The sequence below is a fragment of the Citrobacter sp. Cpo045 genome (genome assembly GCF_030332875.1).
Classification (GTDB): Bacteria; Pseudomonadota; Gammaproteobacteria; order Enterobacterales; family Enterobacteriaceae; genus Citrobacter; species Citrobacter portucalensis.
Genome location: NZ_JAOWGZ010000105.1, coordinates 117027 through 137670, shown reverse-complemented (window position 1 = coordinate 137670; position 20644 = coordinate 117027). Strand labels below are relative to the sequence as shown.

Genomic DNA, 20644 nt, shown 5'->3' with positions numbered 1-20644 from the left:
TGCTGGCGCAGCCAGCTGGACAGACCGCGAACGGAGTGAGTGGGCTGCCCGAAGGGCGAGCAAAGCGAGTCAATCCCCCCTCACCGCCATATTTTGAGAAAAGCTCGTACACAAGTACGGGCTTTTTTTTCGCATGTTGCACATCTGCGGGGGGATGAGAAGCCCCGACCGGTCATGTACTGGCGTCAAACAACAAAGCCCGGTTTCCCGGGCCTTGAAGACAGAGTACTTATCAGTTGTAAGCGTTGAGCGTCCGCTGACAGAGCGCAGAGCGGACGCAATCGTCTTTGTTGAAACGAACAATTCCAACCATCTCATCTTCTTCGAAACGGGCCAGCGCATCGCTAAGCCCTGAGCGAACGTGAGCTGGTAGATCGCACTGGGTCACATCCCCATTAACAATCACCGTCACATTCTCCCCGAGGCGGGTCAAAAACATCTTCATTTGCGCAGCAGTGACGTTCTGAGCCTCGTCAAGAATGACCACTGCATTTTCAAATGTACGTCCACGCATATAGGCGAACGGCGCGATTTCCACCTTACCAATCTCAGGTCGCAGGCAATATTGCATGAAGGAGGCTCCCAGCCGTTTGACAAGCACGTCATACACGGGGCGAAAATAGGGAGCAAACTTCTCGGAAACATCTCCAGGTAAGAAGCCGAGGTCTTCATCAGCTTGCAGAACTGGACGGGTTACAATGATCCTGTCCACATCTTTATGGATCAGGGCCTCTGCTGCTTTTGCCGCGCTGATCCAGGTTTTACCACACCCGGCTTCACCGGTGGCGAAGATCAGCTGTTTACTCTCGATAGCATTCAGGTAGTGCGCCTGAGCTTCATTCCGCGCCGTGATTGGCGAGGCGTCGCGACTGTCACGCGCCATACCAATCGCTTCTACGCCGCCCATCTGCACAAGCGAGGTGACCGATTCATCTTCACGTTGCTTATGGCTACGCGAATCCCGCCTCAGCACACGTTTTGCTTCACGACGAGCTTTGATCACTGCTTTTTGTCTTCCCATGGATAGCACCTTGAGTTGTAGGTATACATCACACGCGCCGTTGGCGGCACGATTATGCGCACGAACATCTGAGGGTTGGCTTCCTTGTAAGCCATTGCTTGCTTTCGGATAAGACGCCACGCACAGCTACGCGCACCGTACAGGGCGTCAGTTGCGAAGATAAGAAGTGAATGAGAGAGAGATTTAGCGGTGACGAGGAGGCTACCGGAAGAGAAACGTCCGCGTAAGGTACTGCTGTTACTGTGAAAAACGTGTCCAATACAGGACTTTTCCATTCGCGATCTCCATAGTGAATGACAATCACCGCCGGGAACTACCGCTATTACTTATAAGTACATCATAACCTTTCGCTAATGCAACAATATTTTTACTTGCTGTTAACTTAAATTCTATCTTATCACCAGAGACAGTCTCTTGCAGAAAGATGACAGAATTATTTCAGTCGCATACCGATCATAAAAAATAGTTTGTTCCTTCATCAAGATGTCAGGAAAAACCCCGCTGTACTGCGGGGCATAATCATCAGGCTTCAAGCAGAGACTGTCCCAGATAATTATCTGCAGTTTTAACACCCGGCAAAGCAAAGAAATATCCCCCACCAATCGGTTTGACATATTCTTCCAGCGCTTCACCGTTCAGACGTTTCTGCACTGTCAAAAAACCTTTTTCCAGATCGTGTTGATAGCAGACAAACAACAGCCCCATATCCAGTTGACCGGAATTAGTCACACCGAGCGAATAACTGTAGCCACGACGCATCATCAGGCTGGAGTCGGTCTCTTTCGTACGCGGATTTGCGAGACGGATATGGCTGTCGAGCGCAATCACCTCGCCTTCAGGATCGCTGGCATAGTCAGGCACATCATGCTCATGCTGCATACCCAGCGGTGCGCCGGTGTGTTTATCGCGACCAAAAATCGTTTGCTGCTCTTTCAGCGGCGTACGATCCCAGAACTCAACGCGAAACTGAATGAGCCTGACGGCCTGATAGCTTCCGCCTTGTGCCCAGGCAGGCTCGCCCTGCCCGTCCGTAACCCACACCACGTCTTGCATCAACTTCGCATCCGTAGCGTCCGGATTCGCGGTGCCGTCTTTAAAGCCAAGCAAATTGACCGGGGTCTCTTTGCCTTTACTACGTGCGGCGTGGTCGGAAATAAAACCTTCACGTTTCCAGCGCACGCTAAGGAGATCGGGCGTATGTTTAATGATATCGCGCAACGCGTGGATGACGGTGTCCTGGGTGTTGGCACAAATCTGCAGCAACACATCGCCATGACATAGCGCCGCATCCAGTGAATCATTCGGGAAGCGGGTCATTTTTTGCAGCTTTTTCGGCATCTGGGATTTCAGGCCATAGCGTTCATCAAACAGCGAGGAGCCGACTGACAACGTCATCGTCAGGTTGTCTGGCGCAATGTATGCGCCGAGGATACCGGAATCCATAGGGGGGAGACGCGGATTCGGCGTATCCGGCGCCGGTCCACCGGTGGTCAGAAACGCAAACCGGCTGGTCAGCAACCGGAATAAACGCTCAAGATCGGCCTTGTCGCTGGCGAGAACATCGAATGCCACCAGCATCATTGATGCTTGCTGCGGCGTCAGGATCCCCGCCTGATGCTGACCATAAAACGGCTGCGCTTCACTACGTGCATCCGGAGACAACGTGCCCGGCGCGCTTTGTGGTTTTTGCGCGTGGGCAACCGGACACCCACCCGCCAGCGCCAGCGCCCCACCCAGGGCGCCCATCCCTTTCAGTAAACGTCGGCGTGACGGTTCGCTCACGCCGTTTTCATTATCTTGCTGCATAGTGCTTAATCCAGACCCAGAACACCGCGTAATTGCGACAAATCTTCCGCCAGCGTCGTGATTGGCCCTTTCAGTGCATTACGATCGGCATCAGTCAGTTTGTCATAGGTTTCAAAGCCGTCTTTGGTACGGTACTTGCTCAGAATGGTATCGACCTTTTTGAAGTTCGCATCCACCTTCGCAAGCAGCTCAGCATTGGATTTTTGCAACTGAGGACGCAGGAGATCGACAATTTTCTGCGCGCCATCGACGTTGGCCTGGAAATCCCACAGATCGGTATGACTATAGCGATCTTCTTCCCCACTGATTTTGCTGGCAGCAACTTCTTCAATCAGTCCTGCTGCCCCGCCAACAACTTTAGACGGTGGGAAAGCCAGCTCGCTAATACGTGTTTGCAGGTCAAGAACATCGCTGTTTAATTGGTCGGCGTACTTATCCATACCTTTGGTGGTATTGTCGCCAAACAGCGCTTTCTCCAGGCGGTGGAAGCCGGTGAATTTAGGATCGGCGGCTTTTTGCTCATAATCATCTTCACGCGCATCGATGCTGCCGTCGAGATCGGAGAACAGTTCAGCAATCGGTTCAATACGCTCATAATGCTGACGGGTTGGCGCATACAGCGATTTCGCTTTTTCCAGATCACCTGCCTTAATCGCATCGGTAAAGGCTTTAGTGCCCGCAACCAACTGCGCGGTTTCAGCTGTCACATAGGCTTTGTATTCGGTAATCGCGCCGCTCAGACTCAGCAGAGCATCGCTTTGTGCGGCATCCGCCGTTGCGCTACCTTTTACGATCAGTTTGCCTTTCGGGTTAGTCAACAGACCGCAGGTCATATCATATTCGCCAGGCTGGAGGTTAGCGGTCATTTTCTGGCTAAAGCCTGGTGCAATGTTTTCGCGCTCTTCAACCACCATAACGCCTTTGAGGATCTCCCACTCCAGCGCTTTCTGGCTATGGTTCTGGATGATGAACTGCGTTTTCCCGGCATTAACCGTGATAGTCATCGGTTCACATTGTTTGTCGTTAACCGTGACTTTCACCTGCGGAATATCGGCAGCTTGTGCATTAAAAGCGGAGGCAAACAGCGCGGCTATACCTAGCTGCAGCGCACTACGGCGAAAATTAAACGTCATAACCTATCCCTATAAATAAGTATGTTGTAACTAAAAAGTATTCTGCATCGCGTTTTTATCAAGGTGCGGTACGCGATGCCGTAGTGCCTGAACGCGGCGGTAACGCAAACATAATCAACGCCGGAATCAGGTAGATAAACCAGACAGCGACTTCACTAACGCTTGGCGCTTCCTGATAGCCGAAAATGCCTTCCATCAATGTGCCAAACAGCGAATGCGTCGACAGCACACTGCTCAGGTCAAACGCCACATCCTGAAAATGATTCCACAACCCGGCTTCGTGGAAAGCGCGGATTGCCCCAGCGGCAAGACCGGCAGCCACCAGCAAAATGAACAGGCTGGTCCATTTAAAGAATGCCCCGAGGTTGAGGCGAATACCGCCGAGGTAAATCAGGTAACCCAGAACCACCGCGGTAGCCAGCCCGAGCATCGCGCCTAACGGCGGCCAGATACCTACATCCTGCTGGAATGCTGCCAGTAGAAAGAACACCGACTCCAGCCCTTCACGGGCAACAGCAAAAAAGACCATCATCACCAGCGCCCAGCCGTGATGGTTGCCGCGTTGCAACGCGTTATCGACAGCCTGTTCAAGCTGGACTTTGACGTTGCGCGAAACTTTACGCATCCAGAACACCATCCAGGTAAGGATCACCACGGCAATGACCGCCACGATGCCTTCAAACAGCTCCTGTTCTTTTTGCGGAAATTCACCGGTGGTTTCGTTGATGAAAATCCCTAACGACAGGCATAACGCCGCCGCCAGCAGAACACCAATCCACATCACACCAATCCATCGACCACGCTGAGTCCGTTTCAGGTAGCTGGCAATCAGGCTGACAATCAGCGCGGCCTCTAACCCTTCGCGCAACATAATTAGAAATGGAACAAACATGCGAAGAACCCTTAAACGTTATTCTCGGTCAATTGATGAAAAGAAAAGTAAATTACAGTGATAGTGATTATCATTACAGAAAAGAAAAACTCAAGCAGAATGTTTTGAGAATGATGACTGAATGTAAAAAGCCAGGCGGGTAATGGTTATAGCAGGTTTACAACGGAAGCAATAAAAAAGCCCGCACGCGGCGGGCTTGAAGACAGAGGCAGATTATTCTGCCTGTAAACGCGATGGCGGAGCTGAGTGATAATGCGCATCAGCCTCGGCAAAACGTTGCTGCATAGCAGTTGAAGGCGCTTTACCCAACAGGCTGAAGACCACAATACCGATGCTGCCGAAAACAAAGCCCGGGATGATTTCATACAGACCCAGCCAGGCAAACTGTTTCCAGACGATTACCGTCACCGCACCAATGATCATCCCTGCCAGCGCGCCGTTGCGGGTCATACGCGACCACATTACGGAGAACAGGACTACCGGACCAAACGCAGCGCCGAAGCCCGCCCAGGCGTAGCTTACCAGACCAAGTACACGGTTCTCCGGGTTCGCCGCCAGCGCGATAGACACCAGCGCCACGACCAACACCATGATGCGGCCAATCCACACCAACTCTTTCTGGCTGGCATTTTTACGCAGGAACGCTTTGTACAAATCTTCGGTGATTGCGCTGGAGCACACCAGCAGCTGGCAGCTCAGGGTCGACATAACCGCAGCGAGGATAGCAGACAGCAGGATACCGGCAATCCACGGGTTGAACAGGATTTGCGCCAGTTCAATAAACACACGCTCGGCGTTCTGGTTAACGGCACCGGCAAGCTGTGGGTTGTTGTTAAAGTAAGCAATACCAAAGAAGCCCACGGCCACAGCACCTGCCAGACACAGAATCATCCAGGCCATGCTAATGCGGCGAGCATGAACGATGCTATGGTGGGAATCTGCAGCCATAAAGCGCGCCAGAATATGCGGCTGACCAAAGTAGCCCAGACCCCAGCCCATCAGGGAAATGATGGCAACAAAATTCAGCCCTTTGAACATGTCCACGTTCTCAATGCTCTTTTGTTTAATCACTTCCAGCGAATCGTCGAATCCACCCACGCCAATGACTACCATCACCGGGGTCAGGATCAAAGCAAAGATCATCAGGCTGGCCTGGACGGTATCGGTCCAGCTAACCGCCAGGAAACCACCAATAAAGGTATAAATGATCGTCGCGGCCGCGCCCGCCCACAGTGCTGTTTCGTAGCTCATGCCAAAGGTGCTTTCAAACAGACGAGCCCCTGCCACAATACCGGAAGCACAATAGATGGTGAAAAACAGCAGAATAACCAGCGCGGAGATAATACGCAGAATTCGGCTTTTATCTTCAAAGCGACCGGTAAAGTAATCCGGTAACGTCAGCGCATTGTTATTGTATTCGGTGTGTACGCGTAAACGTCCGGCCACCAGCTTCCAGTTGATCCAGGCGCCCAAAATAAGGCCGATGGCGATCCAGCTTTCTGAAATCCCCGACAGGAAAATCGCGCCAGGCAGACCCATCAGCAACCAGCCGCTCATGTCAGATGCCCCGGCGGATAACGCGGTCACGAATGGACCCAGACTGCGTCCACCGAGAATGTAATCGTCAAAGTTTTTGGTTGAACGCCATGCAATAAACCCTATCAATATCATGCCGAAAATATAGACACAGAATGTCACTAACATCGGTGTGCTAATAGCCATCAAAACTCTCCAAAATTATGTATCAGCAATGCCGTGGCTTGCCGTTTTATTACCCTGCCGGAACGTGGCAAAGATATCTATGTTGACCAGGGCGACCGTATCCTGCCGGAAGCGATGGTTATTCACAATCGATTTAACACACCATTTACATCAAATTTGATCCAGAGTAGATAGCATTTTTCTGTAGGTTGCACTCTCTCACATTTTTTTCGGTTGCACCTTTTAAAAGTGTTAACTACCGCAGAGAAAAAGATTCTGTAATTTATACAGCCCACATCATAAGACTCATATTTATTAACATCTCATTCATTTCCAAGCTTGCAAACCAAGTCACATTTAACACGGTTGCACAAAGTTGCAACATAGTAGATATTTCTCGGTAACTATCAGACCCGTATTTCAGTACAACAGGAGTAAACGGCATGGGAACCACCACGATGGGGGTTAAACTGGATGACGCCACTCGCGAGCGTATTAAAACAGCAGCATCACGAATCGATCGCACGCCACATTGGCTGATCAAGCAAGCCATCTTTAATTATCTCGAAAGACTGGAAAATGACGACGCGCTTCCTGAACTGCCGGCCCTGCTGGCGGGTGCCGCGAATGAGGGTGAGGAGTCAACCACGCCGCAGAATGAAGCGCATCAGCCTTTCCTGGAATTTGCCGAACAGATCCTGCCGCAGTCAGTTTCCCGCGCAGCAATCACCGCCGCGTACCGCCGAGCCGAAACCGATGCTGTGCCGATGCTGATGGAACAGGCTCGTCTGCCGCAACCCATCGCAGAGCAAGCGCACAAGCTGGCGTACGATCTGGCCGACAAACTGCGTAACCAAAAGACCGCCAGCGGCCGCGCCGGGATGGTACAAGGTTTATTGCAGGAATTCTCACTTTCTTCACAGGAAGGGGTCGCGCTGATGTGCCTGGCCGAAGCCCTGCTGCGTATTCCTGATAAGGCAACCCGCGATGCGTTAATCCGCGACAAAATCAGCAACGGCAACTGGCAGTCGCACATTGGACGTAGCCCGTCCCTGTTCGTCAACGCGGCGACCTGGGGGCTGTTGTTTACCGGTCGTCTGGTTTCTACGCATAATGAAGCCAGCCTCTCACGCTCACTCAACCGTATTATCGGTAAAAGCGGTGAACCACTGGTGCGTAAAGGCGTCGACATGGCAATGCGCCTGATGGGCGAGCAGTTCGTCACCGGAGAGACTATCGCCGAAGCGCTGGCTAACGCCCGTAAACTGGAAGAAAAAGGTTTCCGCTACTCTTACGACATGCTGGGCGAAGCGGCTCTGACTGCCGCCGATGCCCAGGCTTATATGGTTTCGTACCAACAGGCAATCCACGCCATTGGTAAAGCCTCAAATGGTCGCGGCATCTATGAAGGGCCGGGCATTTCTATCAAGCTGTCGGCGCTGCATCCGCGTTATAGCCGCGCGCAGTATGACCGCGTGATGGATGAACTCTATCCGCGTCTGAAGTCGCTTACTCTGCTGGCCCGCCAGTACGACATCGGTATCAATATCGATGCTGAAGAGGCCGACCGACTGGAGATCTCCCTCGATCTGCTGGAAAAACTGTGCTTTGAACCTGAACTGGCGGGCTGGAACGGTATCGGCTTTGTTATTCAAGCCTACCAGAAGCGCTGCCCGTATGTTATCGACTACCTGATTGATCTCGCCACGCGCAGCCGCCGTCGCCTGATGATCCGTCTGGTTAAGGGCGCCTACTGGGATAGCGAAATCAAACGTGCGCAAATGGACGGTCTGGAAGGTTATCCGGTCTATACCCGTAAGGTCTACACCGACGTTTCCTATCTGGCCTGTGCGAAAAAACTGCTTGCGGTACCGAATCTGATCTACCCGCAGTTCGCCACCCACAACGCCCATACGCTGGCGGCGATTTATCAGTTGGCCGGTCAAAACTACTATCCGGGTCAGTACGAGTTCCAGTGCCTGCACGGTATGGGCGAACCGCTGTATGAGCAGGTCACAGGTAAAGTTGCCGATGGCAAACTGAACCGTCCATGCCGTATTTATGCGCCAGTCGGCACTCATGAAACGCTGCTGGCATACCTGGTGCGTCGTCTGCTGGAAAACGGCGCCAACACCTCGTTCGTCAACCGCATTGCAGACACTACCCTGCCGCTGGATGAACTGGTAGCCGATCCGGTCGAAGCCGTTGAAAAACTGGCGCAGCAGGAAGGCCAGGCTGGTCTGCCACATCCGAAGATTACCCTGCCGCGTGACCTGTACGGTAAAGGCCGCGAAAACTCAGGCGGGCTGGATTTAGCGAACGAACATCGTCTGGCCTCACTGTCCTCCGCCCTGCTCAACAGCGCGCTGCAAAAATGGCACGCTAAACCGATGCTCGAACATCCGGTTGCTGACGGTGAAATGACCCCAGTCGTCAACCCGGCCGAACCGAAAGACATTGTCGGTTATGTGCGTGAAGCGACTCACAGCGAAGTGGAACAGGCATTGCAGAACGCGGTAAATAACGCGCCGATCTGGTTCGCCACACCGCCACAAGAGCGCGCCGCTATTTTGCATCGCGCCGCCGTTCTGATGGAAGGCCAGATGCAGCAGTTAATTGGCATTCTGGTGCGCGAAGCGGGAAAAACTTTCAGCAACGCCATTGCGGAAGTGCGCGAAGCGGTAGACTTTCTGCACTATTATGCCGGTCAGGTCCGCGATGACTTCGATAATGAAACCCATCGTCCGTTAGGGCCGGTGGTCTGTATCAGCCCCTGGAACTTCCCGCTGGCCATTTTCACCGGGCAGATTGCCGCTGCGCTGGCGGCGGGCAACAGCGTGTTGGCAAAACCCGCGGAACAAACTCCGCTGATTGCCGCCCAGGGTATTGCCATTTTACTCGAAGCAGGCGTGCCGCCAGGCGTGGTGCAACTGTTGCCCGGCCAGGGCGAAACGGTCGGGGCACAGCTCACTTCCGATGAGCGCGTACGCGGCGTCATGTTTACCGGCTCAACGGAAGTCGCCACGCTGTTGCAACGTAATATCGCGACCCGCCTGGATGCTCAGGGGCGTCCAATCCCGCTTATCGCCGAAACCGGCGGGATGAACGCCATGATCGTCGACTCTTCTGCGTTAACGGAACAGGTCGTGGTCGACGTTCTGGCTTCTGCCTTTGACAGCGCCGGACAGCGCTGCTCCGCGCTTCGCGTCCTGTGTCTGCAGGACGATGTCGCCGACCATACGCTGAAAATGCTGCGTGGCGCAATGGCGGAATGCCGCATGGGTAATCCGGGTCGCCTGACCACCGATATTGGACCGGTAATCGATGAAGAAGCCAAAGCCAATATTGAGCGCCATATTCAGGCCATGCGCGCCAAAGGGCGTCCGGTGTTCCAGGCCGCGCGCGAAAACAGCGACGATGCGCGTGAATGGCAAACCGGTACCTTTATCGCGCCGACGCTTATCGAGCTGGAAAGCTTCGACGAATTGCAAAAAGAGGTGTTCGGTCCGGTACTGCACGTTGTGCGTTACACCCGCAACAATCTGGGCAGTCTGATTGAGCAAATTAATGCCTCCGGCTACGGCCTGACGCTGGGCGTGCACACCCGTATCGATGAAACCATCGCCCAGGTCACGGGTTCGGCACATGTGGGTAACCTGTACGTTAACCGCAATATGGTCGGCGCCGTCGTCGGAGTGCAGCCATTCGGTGGCGAAGGCTTGTCAGGAACCGGGCCAAAAGCGGGTGGACCGCTGTATCTGTACCGCCTGCTGGCAAACCGTCCGGAAAATGCGTTAGGCATTACGCTTGCCCGTCAGGATGCCGAATACCCGGTCGATGCACAGCTTAAAACGGCGCTCGTTCAGCCGCTGGAAGCGCTTAGCGAATGGGCAACCGATCGCCCAGCACTGCGTGCGCTCTGCCAACAGTTTGGTGAACTGGCGCAGGCCGGAACGCAACGCCTGCTGCCAGGACCCACCGGCGAGCGCAATACCTGGACGCTGTTGCCGCGCGAACGCGTGCTGTGTATCGCCGATGATGAACAGGATGCGCTGGTACAGGTTGCCGCTGTAACTTCCGTTGGTAGCTTAATTCTGTGGCCGGATGATACATTCCATCGCGACCTGGCAAAACGTCTGCCAGCAGTAGTTTCCGGGCGCATCCAGTTTGCCAAAGCGGACAACATCGCTACGCAGCCGTTTGATGCGGTTATATTCCACGGTGATTCCGATCAGCTTCGCGCACTGTGTGAAGCGGTGGCGGCCCGCGAAGGGGCGATTGTGTCGGTCCAGGGCTTTGCCCGCGGCGAAAGCAATATCCTGCTGGAAAGGTTGTATATTGAGCGCTCCCTGAGCGTCAATACCGCCGCAGCTGGGGGGAACGCCAGCCTGATGACAATCGGCTAAGGTTGTGGTTAATTAAGGCTCCGGTAACGGGGCCTTTTTTTATGAAGCCAGAGGGAAGCATGAAACGAATCGTACTGACATGTGCAGCGCTGCTGCTGAGCGGCCAGGCGCTGGCGGATGACTGCGCCAACGCGAACACGCAGATTGAGATGAACACCTGTGCGGCAGAGCAGTATAAAGCGGCCGACGCCAAACTTAATGAAACTTATCAGAATGCGCTGAAGCGCGCCGCCCCAACCCAGCGCGATTTACTGAAAAAAGCGCAAATATCCTGGATAACTTTGCGCGATGCGGACTGTGCGTTAATCAGTTCTGGCACTGAAGGCGGTAGCGTTCAGGCGATGATTTCCAGCCAGTGCCTGACGGATAAGACCAACGAGCGCGAAGCGTTTCTCGCCTCACTTTTGCAGTGTGAAGAAGGCGATTTAAGCTGCCCGTTACCGCCGGCCAGTTAACGCACGCGGATCCCTTCAATAATCATCCGCTGTACGCTCTCCACCGTTTGGTTAAAAAAGGCTTCATCACGCAGCGTTGCGCCCGTCACCGCCTCTACCTGTGGGGCAAAATCGGCGTAGTGCTGAGTTGAAGCCCAAATCATAAAAATCAGATGATGCGGATCGACCGGAGCCAGTTTTCCGCTTTTGATCCAACCGGCAATCAGCGCGGATTTCTCATCAATTAGCGTTTTGAGATCCCCTTCCAGTTCTGCCATCAATAAAGGCGCTCCGGCCAGCATCTCCATACAAAACAGCCGTGAGGCCTGAGGGTAATCGCGCGACACTTCCAGCTTAAGGCGAATGTATTCTTTAATGGCCGCCAGCGGCGCAAAGTCTTCGCGAAAAGCTTTCAATGGAGCCAGCCAGATGTCGAGGATCTGCCGTAAAACGGCGATATAAAGCACCTCTTTTGACGGGTAGTAATAAAGTAGATTGGTTTTTGACACGCCCGCCTGCTCTGCCACCTGCTCCAGGCGCGTGCCGTGGATCCCATATTGGGAGAAGATATTTAATGCCGCGGTTAAGATGGCCTGGCGTTTTGCACTGACGGCCTGCGAGCGCTTACCTGTTTTTTTCTCTGCGCGTTGGACCATGCGCCCTCTCCTTCTTGTGAGGGCGTCAGCATACCAAATCACACGGTGAATGGTTAAATTAAAGCGATTCCGGCGGCGCCTCTTGTCCAAGCGCTTTTTTCTTTTTGAACTTCAGCTCGCTGACCAGTACGCCAACAATAATGAATGCCGCACCAAGCAATGCAAGTAGCGGTAAGCGTTCACCCGCCAGACGGCCAAAGATCCCCGCCCACACCGGTTCACCGGTATAAATAACCGTCGCGCGCGTCGGCGAAACGCTGCGCTGCGCCCAGTTCATGGTGACCTGAATAATCGCGCTAAAAATCCCCAGCCCCAGCGCCACCACCAGCAATCCGGTAGACATTGGTGGTACGGTCTCTCCGGCCGGTCCCATCGCCATAAACGCCACTATCGAAGCGGTTGCCAGTTGCACTACCGTTACCCGACGAACATCCACTTTTCCTGCCCACGCGCTAATCAGGATAATTTCTGCCGCAATCGCCACCGCACCGGCGAGCGTAATCCACTCGCCTTCGCCTAAAGCCAGTAAATTGCCTCCCGGTCCGGCAAGAAAAATCAATCCGATAAAGGCCAGCACAATGCCGACGCACGCCATCAGACCTGGTATGCGTCCCAGACACAACCATTGTAAAAGCGGCACCAACGGTACGTACATCGCGGTAATAAACGCCGATTTACTGCTGGGAATAAACTGTAACCCCCAGGTTTGCAGACTATAGCCCAGCGCAATTGCGATACCGATTGCAACCCCTGCTTTAACTTCCAGCCACGTCAGCTTATGCAGTGTGTGTAACGACAAAAGTGCGACCGCCAGCGCGGCAGTGGCAAAACGCACACCGACAAAGAAAAAAGGGCCGCTCAGGGTAACGGCATATTGCACCGCCAAAAACGTGCCACCCCAGAACATGGTGATCACAATGAGGATCGCTTCCTGAGGTTTAACAGAGAAGGAATAACGAGAAAGTAATGACATGAGACACCCGATTAACTGAATGTCATTAGTCTGCGTTGCGTTTTGTTACAGTTCAACCTTGCAGACAAAAAAAACCGCCGGAAAGACCCGGCGGCGGTGGCTACGTAACGTCTGTCTCTGACTCTCAGCCGTCACGACATATCTGACAGATAGCCCGACAATTACGATTTGTTGTTGCCGTGACTATTTTTGCCCCCTTTTTTGCCTGCCTCTGAAGCGCGTTGCGGGTCATTCTTGAAGTTGCCCCCGCTGTGCTGGCCACCTTTTCGACCTGCTTCTGATGCTCTTTCGCGGTCTTCCGCAAAGTTGCCGGAACCGCCCCGATGGTTTGCCATTACTGACCTCCGTCATTGATTAGACATCATATTGCATAGGTACTGAGGAGTGATACCTCACGCAGCGTTACGGGCGAGGCCCTGAAAATAACTGCGTGGGAATAAGCATAGTGAAGTGTGACCAGGGCAGACGCTAACTGTAATATCCTGCAACAGGATCAGGAGTGACAAAGAAATAATCACCATAAGAAATCAATAAGTCTTTCTTATGACTACCGAATTCTACCCGGTTAAATATGTATCATTTTGCTACAAAGAAGGTTGTTATAAAAATTGTTATAAATCAAAGAAGTGATTGTGAAATTTGCACTCCTGACAGTACGTCATATCTTTAAAGGTAGGTAGCGAATCGCTACGGACACGGTTAACTCGAGGAGTAGTGTAAAATGGCAAAAGTTCTGGTGCTTTATTATTCCATGTACGGACACATTGAAACTATGGCCCACGCAGTCGCAGAAGGCGCAAATAAGGTAGATGGCGCGGAAGTGATTATTAAGCGTGTACCAGAGACCATGCAGCCCGAGATTTTCCTTAAGGCTGGCGGCAAAACACAAAACGCACCAGTCGCAACCCCGCAAGAACTGGCTGATTACGACGCCATTATTTTTGGTACCCCCACGCGCTTTGGCAATATGTCCGGTCAGATGCGTACCTTCCTCGACCAGACTGGCGGGCTGTGGGCCTCTGGCGGCCTGTACGGCAAACTCGCCAGCGTATTCAGCTCAACGGGAACCGGCGGCGGTCAGGAACAAACCATTACATCAACCTGGACTACGCTTGCCCACCATGGGATGGTGATTGTACCTATCGGTTACGCGGCGCAAGAGCTGTTTGATGTCTCTCAAGTTCGCGGCGGTACCCCTTACGGTGCAACCACCATTGCCGGAGGCGACGGCTCCCGCCAGCCAAGTCAGGAAGAGTTATCTATCGCCCGCTATCAGGGTGAATATGTCGCAGGTCTGGCAGTAAAACTCAACGGCTAATCTTCAACAGGAGGATTCAAATGCCAACTCAAGAAGCGAAAGCCCATCGCGTCGGCGAATGGGCAAGTCTGCGCAATACATCGCCGGAAATAGCCGAAGCCATTTTTGAAGTCGCACATTATGACGAGAAACTGGCGGAAAAAATTTGGGAAGAAGGTAGCGATGAGGTACTCACCAAAGCCTTTGAAAAAACAGACAAAGATTCGCTCTTTTGGGGTGAACAGACTATCGAACGCAAAAACGTCTAGCGCGCTGACTCCCCCGCGAACACGGGGGAGTTTTCTTTTACTTAGCCGCCTCATTCAGCACGCTATCGAACTTATCTATCGGGCAAAAACCATCCGCATCTATCGGACATCCTTTCAGCTCCAGCGTTACGCGCTGCGCCGGAGATTTCAGCGTCAGAACGTCTGCATTACGCAACTGCTGCGAGCTCTGATACACATACTCGATTTTCATCAGATCACGATTTGCATTGCTGTCATGCCAGCGCTGGAAGACAATCTTCCCGCCAATCGGCGTACGCTCGTTCTGATCGTGAAGCTGGTACGGTTTAAAATCCAGCGCGGTGAGCAGCGAAGCGATATTTGAATCATGCCCCACCAGCACGGTTATTTTCGGTGCTTTCGCACGTTCAGTAACCAGCGCATTATCAATATATTTCACCAGCGGTTTGGCGACGTTCTGCGCCACTTCCGGGGAGGTGAACAGGCTATCCTGATAGCCGTTTTTCAGCTTCGACAGAACCTTCCACTGCTGATCCGATTTAATCTCGCCCCAGGCAACCTTGTCCATCGGGAAGCCTTCGTAATATTGCAGCGTGAAGGCATCAACCAGCGAATTTCCCACCTTCAGCGGCCCCGAAACGCCTGGCTCCTGCTGGTACTTCGCGCTAAACGTATCTTTGGCATCGGTCAGGGAACACTGCTGTTTTTCTTTGCAGGACGGAGAGTCTTTGTAGTCGGTCATTTGCTCAAGCAACTGATAGCTATCGTTGAGCTGCATTTTGCTGCGCTCTTTCTCCATGGCCTGAACGGCCTGCTGGCTGAAGGCGGCGGAATCATCGGTGATCACCGGGTTAAAGGTGGGATCCATGGTGCCCATTTTTTCCTGATGATGGACCGGAACATCGCAACCAGGGAAAGCACCGGTGACAAAGAACTGCGCCGTGGCGACCGTACGCTGCAGGCTGTTAGCATAGGTATAGACCGTGTTCTGTGCCGGGCATTCGCCCGATTTCACCATCCCCTGCTCTGCCAGCCACTCTCGCATGTAGTGGCCCATATAGATTTCCAGCACACCGCCTTTAGTAGTGAGTTGTCCGCCGGGGACATCCCATTCTGGCCATTGTTTGGGGGTGGACTGCTCAAGAACGCTGCCATTATTGGCTAAAGGTGCGCGTAAGTTATGCCGACTCATCATCAATACTTGCTGAAGCTGATAGCCTTCCGGCGCGGTCTGCGCCTGCGCGGCGGTTGACAATAAGACAGCCCCTGCCACGACTGTGGCGATTAACGATTTATTCATCCCTACGACCTCTTGTTGTTATCAATCACAACAGAGTGTGACAGAAATATGACATATTTCCGGGAACGCTTTCGCAAAACAGACCATCTAGCGTGTCGTTTTAACACCAAACTCGGTTTCGAGTTTACGAATGCCAAGAGGTGTGAAGATGACATGGCGGCTGCCCTGTTCGGTTTTTATCCATCGCTGTTCACTGAACCAGCGCAGCAGCGTTGCGCCAAGCACACCACCAGGATGATAACGTCGTTCGCTCCAGTCCAGACAACCACAGGTTAACTTCCGCCGGGATGAGCCAGCCGCCAGGACAATCCCCATCTGTGCCAGCTTTTCCTGGCCAAATGGGGTCAGCGTTTCACCATCCGGCGTTAACCACTGACGGGAAACCAGCGTATCGAACAACCTCACCGCGACCTCTCCGGCGAGATGGTCGTAGCAGGTGCGGGCATGCCGCAAACCTGGCGGTGTAGTGATTCTGCGGGGCGTTGATGTCGCCCACGCAACGCCCATCAGGCGTTCCAGCAGTTCAGCGATATCGGAACCTGCAAGGCGAAAATAACGATGTCTGCCCTGCGCCAACGCGACAACAAAACGTTGTTCGCACAGACGCGCCAGATGCGCGCTGGCGGTCGACGCGGATATATCCGCCACCGCGCTGAGCTCAGTTGCAGTCCAGGCGCAGCCATCCATTAGGGCGCACAACATACGTGAGCGCGATTTATCGGCCATCACTGCCGCAGTGAGTGCCATTTTCGACTCCAGATCGCCCTCTTCTTCATGTAACATCACGGATGCCATAACGACCTCATTGGCCCTGAATCTCTGAATTAACGATGCCATGAAAGTCGCGCAAAGTCACCGCACCGGTCACACAGCACGCAGCATCATCTCTGTCCCCAACCCGACCAGACAAAACAGAAAACAGCGTTTAAACACGAGCGGAGAAATAACCCTTCGCACACGGGTACCTATCCATTGGCCAATCAGCGCAGGAACAATGGCCAAAGCCGACAAACTTAACGATTGTATGGGCAGCGCGTTGTGCCACCACAGACCCAGCGCCAATGCCAGGGTCGAAAAGGTAAAAGAGATCCCGAGCGCCTGCACCAGTTCATCTTTCTCAAAGCCGAGGGACTGGATCCAGGGCACGGCGGGCATCACAAACACCCCGGTTCCGCCGGTCAATAAGCCGGTCACAAATCCAATAACGAGGGAGTACGGTTTTTCACGCTGCGGGGCCACCGCGATTTTCTTTCCCGCCAGCGTCCAGATAGCGTAGGCCACCAGCGCTACGCCGAGTGCAAACTGAGTTCGGGTGGTGTCACCACCGGTAATCCAGGCGCTGGCAAGCAGTGTCGCCACCACTACTGTCAGCAGCATTGGCCACAGTCGTTTGAGTAATTGGCGTGTATTTCCACCGCCGCCAAACTGGAACAAATTGCTTATCAGCGAAGGCAATAACAGCATGGCCGCCGCGGCAACCGGCGAAATAAGCGATCCGAGGATCCCCATAGCCACGGTGGGTAATCCCATACCCGTAACGCCTTTCACCATCCCGGCGAGGACAAATGTGGCGGCAATCATCACCACCAGAGCGGGTCCAAACGCTAAAGAACTCGTCATGTTGCACTTTCCTGGAAAAGAGAAGATGACTGATTCTGGACGTTAATCACCGTGTTTGCTTCGTCAGGCAACGAAATATGCCTTCCTGGGGAGGGCGACGCCATAAAAAATGCCGGGTTTCCCCGGCACATTTATCAGAACGTTTTCGCCCACCACAACCGAAGTTTCATGCCCCAGTAGCTGGTCCAGCCGCTGGTGGTTGATACTACCCGACCTTGTGACATCACCACCAGCGTTGGCGTGACGCTGATTTCCCAACTGCGGGAAATGGCCCCGTTCGCATCATTGATGACCGGAAAGTCCACGCCTTTACGCGACAGCCAGCGAGATACCTCAGCTTCATTTCCGGAACGTAACGCAATGGTCATCACATTTTCCCCTTCCGAACGCAGCCTGGCGACTTCCGGCGTCGTGAAGCGGCATACGCCGCACCAGCTCGCCCAGAAATAAAGCAACACCGGCTCGTCTTTGCTGAGCGCCGCCAGCGTGACGGTTTCACCATCCAGTGTTTGTAAAGGCGTGCTGTCAAAGGAGGCAGGGAGATGCGGCGCGCGCCAGGCATCCATCAAGAGCATTGCCCCCGCCAACAGTGCCAGTAAGATCAGCCCTTCGCGCAACCAGCGGCGCAGTTTACTGAGCATTGGCCGCCGCCAGTTTTTCTTTTACCACTTCCTCAAGGGTTTCCCACGGCACCGCGCCGGGAATAAGTTCATCACCAATAATCGTTGCCGGGGTTCCCTGCACCCCCACCAGTCGCGCCAGTTGCAGGTTAGTGCTCAGCGTTTCAGCACTTTGGGCGTCCAGCGTCACCGGACTGGCCCCCGCTTTTTCCTGCGCCTGTTTGATACTGACGTCGGTATGGTAGCCCTTCTTCTGCATCAATTTTTCATGTAATGCCAGGGACTGTTGCGGATGCTCATGCCATGTGGTCAGCACGGTCCGCGCCGCCAGTTCCGAACTTTCACCTTTAAACGGCAGCGGTTTAATCACTACCGCCACGTCAGGGTATTTCTGCACAATTTTTTCCAGCATTGGATCCAACTGCTTGCAGTATGGGCAGTTGTAATCGGTGAAGTTTATCAGGGTCAGTTTCGCCTGCTTCGCGCCAATCCGCGGGCTGTTGGGATCGTTAAACAAGGCTTCCTGAATTAATGCTTCAATTTGCTTTTCCTGTTCCGGGGTAAACGGCGCAGGCTCTTTCGCGATACTGACGGCAGAAAACAGGGTTAACAACAGAACAATCATCATTTTCATGGGGTTACTCCTTTGGCATCATTCAACGTTTGCAGTACCGCATCGCGGGTTAACAACGTGGGTAACGCCTGGCCATCCGGCAGACCGGGGCCATAAATTTGGTTATACGGCACAGCAACCTGGCCGCGTTTTTTTAGAAATTCGGTAATAGCTTCAGAAGGGAGTGTCCAGTCGCCGCGCAGCGCCACCACATCCGGCTGTTGCAATGCGGCCTGTACGTCTTCTTTATGCAACACGTTGTATTTGTTTACCTTACAGGTGATGCACCAGTCGGCTGTGACGTCAATGAACACGCGCTTATGTTGCGCCAGCGCATCCTCAATCGCCTGCTCGCTTAGCGGTTGCCAGTTCACGCTTTCTTTAGCGCTACTTTGTCCGCTAAACCCTAAGTGTGGGAGCAGCAACGTTGCAAGCCAGATAGCCGAACCCAGCATCATCACGCCAAGCAGACGCCGCAAAATATTCATCCACCGCCCTGGCCGCGGCAAACGCAGCGCCAGACCGGGACGCAGGGCCACCAGCAGCCACGGTAAGCTCATCCCCAGCCCAAGTGCGATAAACAATCCCCATAACGTCGGCAGCGAAGCGGTCAATGCTACCGCCACCGCCGTTCCCAGAAACGGGGCACTGCACGGCGTGGCAAGCAGTGTCGCAAATGCACCTTGCCAGAAATGTCCCGACAGTCCGTTGCCGCCGTGAGTCGCCAGCGTGGTGGTCATTGCAGAAGGGAGTCGGAATTCAAACCACCCGAACAGGCTGGCGCTGAACGTCAGCATCACTAGCACCATGACGCCAATGAACCACGGATTCTGAAACTGGATCCCCCAGCCAAGGGCTTGATTGGTTAAACGCAGCACCGTCATCAATAGCGCCAGTGCCATAAACGAGACCAGTATTCCGGCTACCGATGCGAGGAACTGACGACGGATCTGGCGACGACTTTTTTCCTCGACCAGCAAAATAGAGCCCAGCTTCATGCCCAGAACCGGTAACACACAAGGCATCAGATTGAGGATCAAACCACCCAGCAGTGCCATGAGCACCACTTGCCACAGTGGGAGTGAGGCGTTCTCAACAACCGGGGCTTCGCCAATCGCAAGACGACTCTCCTGGGCAACACCGTTATCTGCCAGCACCAGCGTGACTGACTTACCACGCAGATCCGGCGCGCCTTCTCCCCAACCGTCATGTACAGGTACCGTAGCGCGTAACGTATCCCCCTCAACATGAATTTGCGGCATGCCAAAATCCGCATCATCAACAGCATCCAGATACAGCCCTGGTTCAGTCCAGCCTCCCGCACGGCGAGCCTCGACGACTAACTCTCCCGCCCGTGCGCCAGCGCTCAGAACATCGGTCAGGCCGCTGGCAAGTGGGATCTGTCCCATCGCCTGAGCATAGTCATGTGCAAAAGTCGGGTCCTGGGCTGTGGGCTTCACGGAAAAAGGAAAATCCGTCAACAGGCAAACGTTGCTACAGGTGGATAGCGTCAAAACGCCGCTGAGCGTGGCGGGCGCTCTACCGCGCACCACCATCGGGAACGTCACCTTATCGTGATACCCCTGAGTAGTGATATTGGCGACCTCAAAACGAGCAGGGGTTGGCCAGAACCAGTCGACTGCGGGCATTTCCCCTTTCCAGGCGATAGCAGGTGCAACGCCTCCCTCGCCCGGAGAACGCCAGTAGGTTTTCCAGCCGTCCTCCAGTTTGACATCCAGCAACAGACGGGTTTCTCCGCCTGCGGACGTATCAGCGCGTAACCGCACGCTGGCGTGATCGTTATCGGGTGAACGCAGCCAGCCGGGTTCAGCCGCCCAGGATACGGGCAGCCATAGCAATAACAGACAGAGCAGCGCCTGTCTGAAAACAGTCATCATAGTTTTTCTCCGTGAATAATTATCTA

The 20644-nt window shown here is 53.8% G+C and carries 19 protein-coding genes; 4 read left to right on the top strand and 15 right to left on the bottom strand.

The genetic code is table 11. The annotated features are described in order from the left end of the window. Positions 1-232: 232 nt before the first annotated feature. From phoH to putP, 6 genes are all read right to left on the bottom strand, one after another. Positions 233-1021 (bottom strand): phosphate starvation-inducible protein PhoH, encoded by a 789-nt coding sequence (gene phoH, locus OGY13_RS21680; protein ID WP_003832078.1) that lies wholly within the window; start codon positions 1019-1021, stop codon positions 233-235. Beyond that, positions 1000-1296: a hypothetical protein gene (locus OGY13_RS21675; protein ID WP_172111178.1), complete on the bottom strand. Its 297-nt coding sequence runs from the start codon at positions 1294-1296 to the stop codon at positions 1000-1002. The genes phoH and OGY13_RS21675 overlap by 22 nt, the downstream gene beginning before the upstream one ends. 247 nt (positions 1297-1543) lie before the next feature. Next, positions 1544-2827, bottom strand: a complete 1284-nt coding sequence (gene efeB, locus OGY13_RS21670) for an iron uptake transporter deferrochelatase/peroxidase subunit (protein WP_008784328.1) — start codon at positions 2825-2827, stop codon at positions 1544-1546. A gap of 5 nt (positions 2828-2832) precedes the next feature. Next, positions 2833-3960 carry an iron uptake system protein EfeO gene (efeO, locus tag OGY13_RS21665; RefSeq protein WP_003832073.1) on the bottom strand — a complete coding sequence of 376 codons (1128 nt, stop codon included), beginning with the start codon at positions 3958-3960 and terminating at the stop codon, positions 2833-2835. Positions 3961-4018: 58 nt separating this feature from the next. After that, positions 4019-4852 (bottom strand): iron uptake transporter permease EfeU, encoded by an 834-nt coding sequence (gene efeU, locus OGY13_RS21660; RefSeq protein WP_213753076.1) that lies wholly within the window; start codon positions 4850-4852, stop codon positions 4019-4021. A gap of 213 nt (positions 4853-5065) precedes the next feature. Continuing rightward, entirely contained in the window at positions 5066-6574 is a 1509-nt protein-coding gene (gene putP / locus OGY13_RS21655) for a sodium/proline symporter PutP (RefSeq protein ID WP_032942939.1), read from the bottom strand. Between the two features lie 422 nt (positions 6575-6996). On the opposite strand from putP, the gene putA reads away from it, so the two are divergent. Then, positions 6997-10959 carry a trifunctional transcriptional regulator/proline dehydrogenase/L-glutamate gamma-semialdehyde dehydrogenase gene (putA, locus tag OGY13_RS21650; protein ID WP_213753075.1) on the top strand — a complete coding sequence of 1321 codons (3963 nt, stop codon included), beginning with the start codon at positions 6997-6999 and terminating at the stop codon, positions 10957-10959. 59 nt (positions 10960-11018) lie between these two features. Next, positions 11019-11414 (top strand): lysozyme inhibitor LprI family protein, encoded by a 396-nt coding sequence (locus OGY13_RS21645; RefSeq protein WP_032936250.1) that lies wholly within the window; start codon positions 11019-11021, stop codon positions 11412-11414. On the opposite strand, the gene rutR is transcribed toward OGY13_RS21645, so the two are convergent. From rutR to OGY13_RS21630, 3 genes are all read right to left on the bottom strand, one after another. Next, positions 11411-12049 carry an HTH-type transcriptional regulator RutR gene (rutR, locus tag OGY13_RS21640; protein ID WP_213753074.1) on the bottom strand — a complete coding sequence of 213 codons (639 nt, stop codon included), beginning with the start codon at positions 12047-12049 and terminating at the stop codon, positions 11411-11413. The two genes, OGY13_RS21645 and rutR, sit on opposite strands and share 4 nt — an antisense overlap. A gap of 58 nt (positions 12050-12107) precedes the next feature. Next, on the bottom strand, positions 12108-13022 hold the full coding sequence (locus tag OGY13_RS21635; RefSeq protein ID WP_286637864.1) for a DMT family transporter: 915 nt from the start codon (positions 13020-13022) through the stop codon (positions 12108-12110). Between the two features lie 161 nt (positions 13023-13183). Then, positions 13184-13357, bottom strand: a complete 174-nt coding sequence (locus OGY13_RS21630) for a con-10 family general stress protein (RefSeq protein WP_003036022.1) — start codon at positions 13355-13357, stop codon at positions 13184-13186. Positions 13358-13743: 386 nt separating this feature from the next. On the opposite strand from OGY13_RS21630, the gene wrbA reads away from it, so the two are divergent. Beyond that, the gene (gene wrbA / locus OGY13_RS21625; RefSeq protein WP_003832057.1) at positions 13744-14340 is read left to right on the top strand and encodes an NAD(P)H:quinone oxidoreductase; all 597 of its coding nucleotides are present in this window, start codon (positions 13744-13746) and stop codon (positions 14338-14340) included. 20 nt (positions 14341-14360) lie between these two features. Further along, on the top strand, positions 14361-14588 hold the full coding sequence (locus tag OGY13_RS21620; RefSeq protein ID WP_213753073.1) for a YccJ family protein: 228 nt from the start codon (positions 14361-14363) through the stop codon (positions 14586-14588). 37 nt (positions 14589-14625) lie between these two features. On the opposite strand, the gene agp is transcribed toward OGY13_RS21620, so the two are convergent. The 6 genes from agp to OGY13_RS21590 form a co-directional block, all read right to left on the bottom strand. Continuing rightward, complete coding sequence (gene agp, locus OGY13_RS21615; RefSeq protein ID WP_213753072.1) at positions 14626-15867, bottom strand: bifunctional glucose-1-phosphatase/inositol phosphatase; 1242 nt, start codon at positions 15865-15867, stop codon at positions 14626-14628. An 87-nt stretch (positions 15868-15954) separates the two neighbouring features. Beyond that, on the bottom strand, positions 15955-16662 hold the full coding sequence (locus OGY13_RS21610; protein ID WP_100272666.1) for an ArsR/SmtB family transcription factor: 708 nt from the start codon (positions 16660-16662) through the stop codon (positions 15955-15957). Between the two features lie 69 nt (positions 16663-16731). Continuing rightward, entirely contained in the window at positions 16732-17487 is a 756-nt protein-coding gene (locus OGY13_RS21605) for a sulfite exporter TauE/SafE family protein (protein ID WP_048214487.1), read from the bottom strand. Between the two features lie 134 nt (positions 17488-17621). After that, complete coding sequence (locus OGY13_RS21600) at positions 17622-18128, bottom strand: protein disulfide oxidoreductase (protein ID WP_213753071.1); 507 nt, start codon at positions 18126-18128, stop codon at positions 17622-17624. Continuing rightward, positions 18118-18741, bottom strand: coding sequence for a DsbA family protein (locus OGY13_RS21595; protein ID WP_008784317.1), 624 nt, complete (start codon positions 18739-18741; stop codon positions 18118-18120). The genes OGY13_RS21600 and OGY13_RS21595 overlap by 11 nt, the downstream gene beginning before the upstream one ends. After that, complete coding sequence (locus OGY13_RS21590) at positions 18738-20618, bottom strand: cytochrome c biogenesis protein CcdA (protein ID WP_213753070.1); 1881 nt, start codon at positions 20616-20618, stop codon at positions 18738-18740. The genes OGY13_RS21595 and OGY13_RS21590 overlap by 4 nt, the downstream gene beginning before the upstream one ends. Positions 20619-20644 lie beyond the last annotated feature (26 nt).

What these genes read in the sequence shown, in the direction of transcription:
- phoH (WP_003832078.1), bottom strand. Translation starts at nt 1,021, where the DNA reads ATGGGAAGACAAAAAGCAGTGATCAAAGCTCGTCGTGAAGCAAAACGT.
- OGY13_RS21675 (WP_172111178.1), bottom strand. Translation starts at nt 1,296, where the DNA reads ATGGAAAAGTCCTGTATTGGACACGTTTTTCACAGTAACAGCAGTACC.
- efeB (WP_008784328.1), bottom strand. Translation starts at nt 2,827, where the DNA reads ATGCAGCAAGATAATGAAAACGGCGTGAGCGAACCGTCACGCCGACGT.
- efeO (WP_003832073.1), bottom strand. Translation starts at nt 3,960, where the DNA reads ATGACGTTTAATTTTCGCCGTAGTGCGCTGCAGCTAGGTATAGCCGCG.
- efeU (WP_213753076.1), bottom strand. Translation starts at nt 4,852, where the DNA reads ATGTTTGTTCCATTTCTAATTATGTTGCGCGAAGGGTTAGAGGCCGCG.
- putP (WP_032942939.1), bottom strand. Translation starts at nt 6,574, where the DNA reads ATGGCTATTAGCACACCGATGTTAGTGACATTCTGTGTCTATATTTTC.
- putA (WP_213753075.1), top strand. Translation starts at nt 6,997, where the DNA reads ATGGGAACCACCACGATGGGGGTTAAACTGGATGACGCCACTCGCGAG.
- OGY13_RS21645 (WP_032936250.1), top strand. Translation starts at nt 11,019, where the DNA reads ATGAAACGAATCGTACTGACATGTGCAGCGCTGCTGCTGAGCGGCCAG.
- rutR (WP_213753074.1), bottom strand. Translation starts at nt 12,049, where the DNA reads ATGGTCCAACGCGCAGAGAAAAAAACAGGTAAGCGCTCGCAGGCCGTC.
- OGY13_RS21635 (WP_286637864.1), bottom strand. Translation starts at nt 13,022, where the DNA reads ATGTCATTACTTTCTCGTTATTCCTTCTCTGTTAAACCTCAGGAAGCG.
- OGY13_RS21630 (WP_003036022.1), bottom strand. Translation starts at nt 13,357, where the DNA reads ATGGCAAACCATCGGGGCGGTTCCGGCAACTTTGCGGAAGACCGCGAA.
- wrbA (WP_003832057.1), top strand. Translation starts at nt 13,744, where the DNA reads ATGGCAAAAGTTCTGGTGCTTTATTATTCCATGTACGGACACATTGAA.
- OGY13_RS21620 (WP_213753073.1), top strand. Translation starts at nt 14,361, where the DNA reads ATGCCAACTCAAGAAGCGAAAGCCCATCGCGTCGGCGAATGGGCAAGT.
- agp (WP_213753072.1), bottom strand. Translation starts at nt 15,867, where the DNA reads ATGAATAAATCGTTAATCGCCACAGTCGTGGCAGGGGCTGTCTTATTG.
- OGY13_RS21610 (WP_100272666.1), bottom strand. Translation starts at nt 16,662, where the DNA reads ATGGCATCCGTGATGTTACATGAAGAAGAGGGCGATCTGGAGTCGAAA.
- OGY13_RS21605 (WP_048214487.1), bottom strand. Translation starts at nt 17,487, where the DNA reads ATGACGAGTTCTTTAGCGTTTGGACCCGCTCTGGTGGTGATGATTGCC.
- OGY13_RS21600 (WP_213753071.1), bottom strand. Translation starts at nt 18,128, where the DNA reads ATGCTCAGTAAACTGCGCCGCTGGTTGCGCGAAGGGCTGATCTTACTG.
- OGY13_RS21595 (WP_008784317.1), bottom strand. Translation starts at nt 18,741, where the DNA reads ATGAAAATGATGATTGTTCTGTTGTTAACCCTGTTTTCTGCCGTCAGT.
- OGY13_RS21590 (WP_213753070.1), bottom strand. Translation starts at nt 20,618, where the DNA reads ATGATGACTGTTTTCAGACAGGCGCTGCTCTGTCTGTTATTGCTATGG.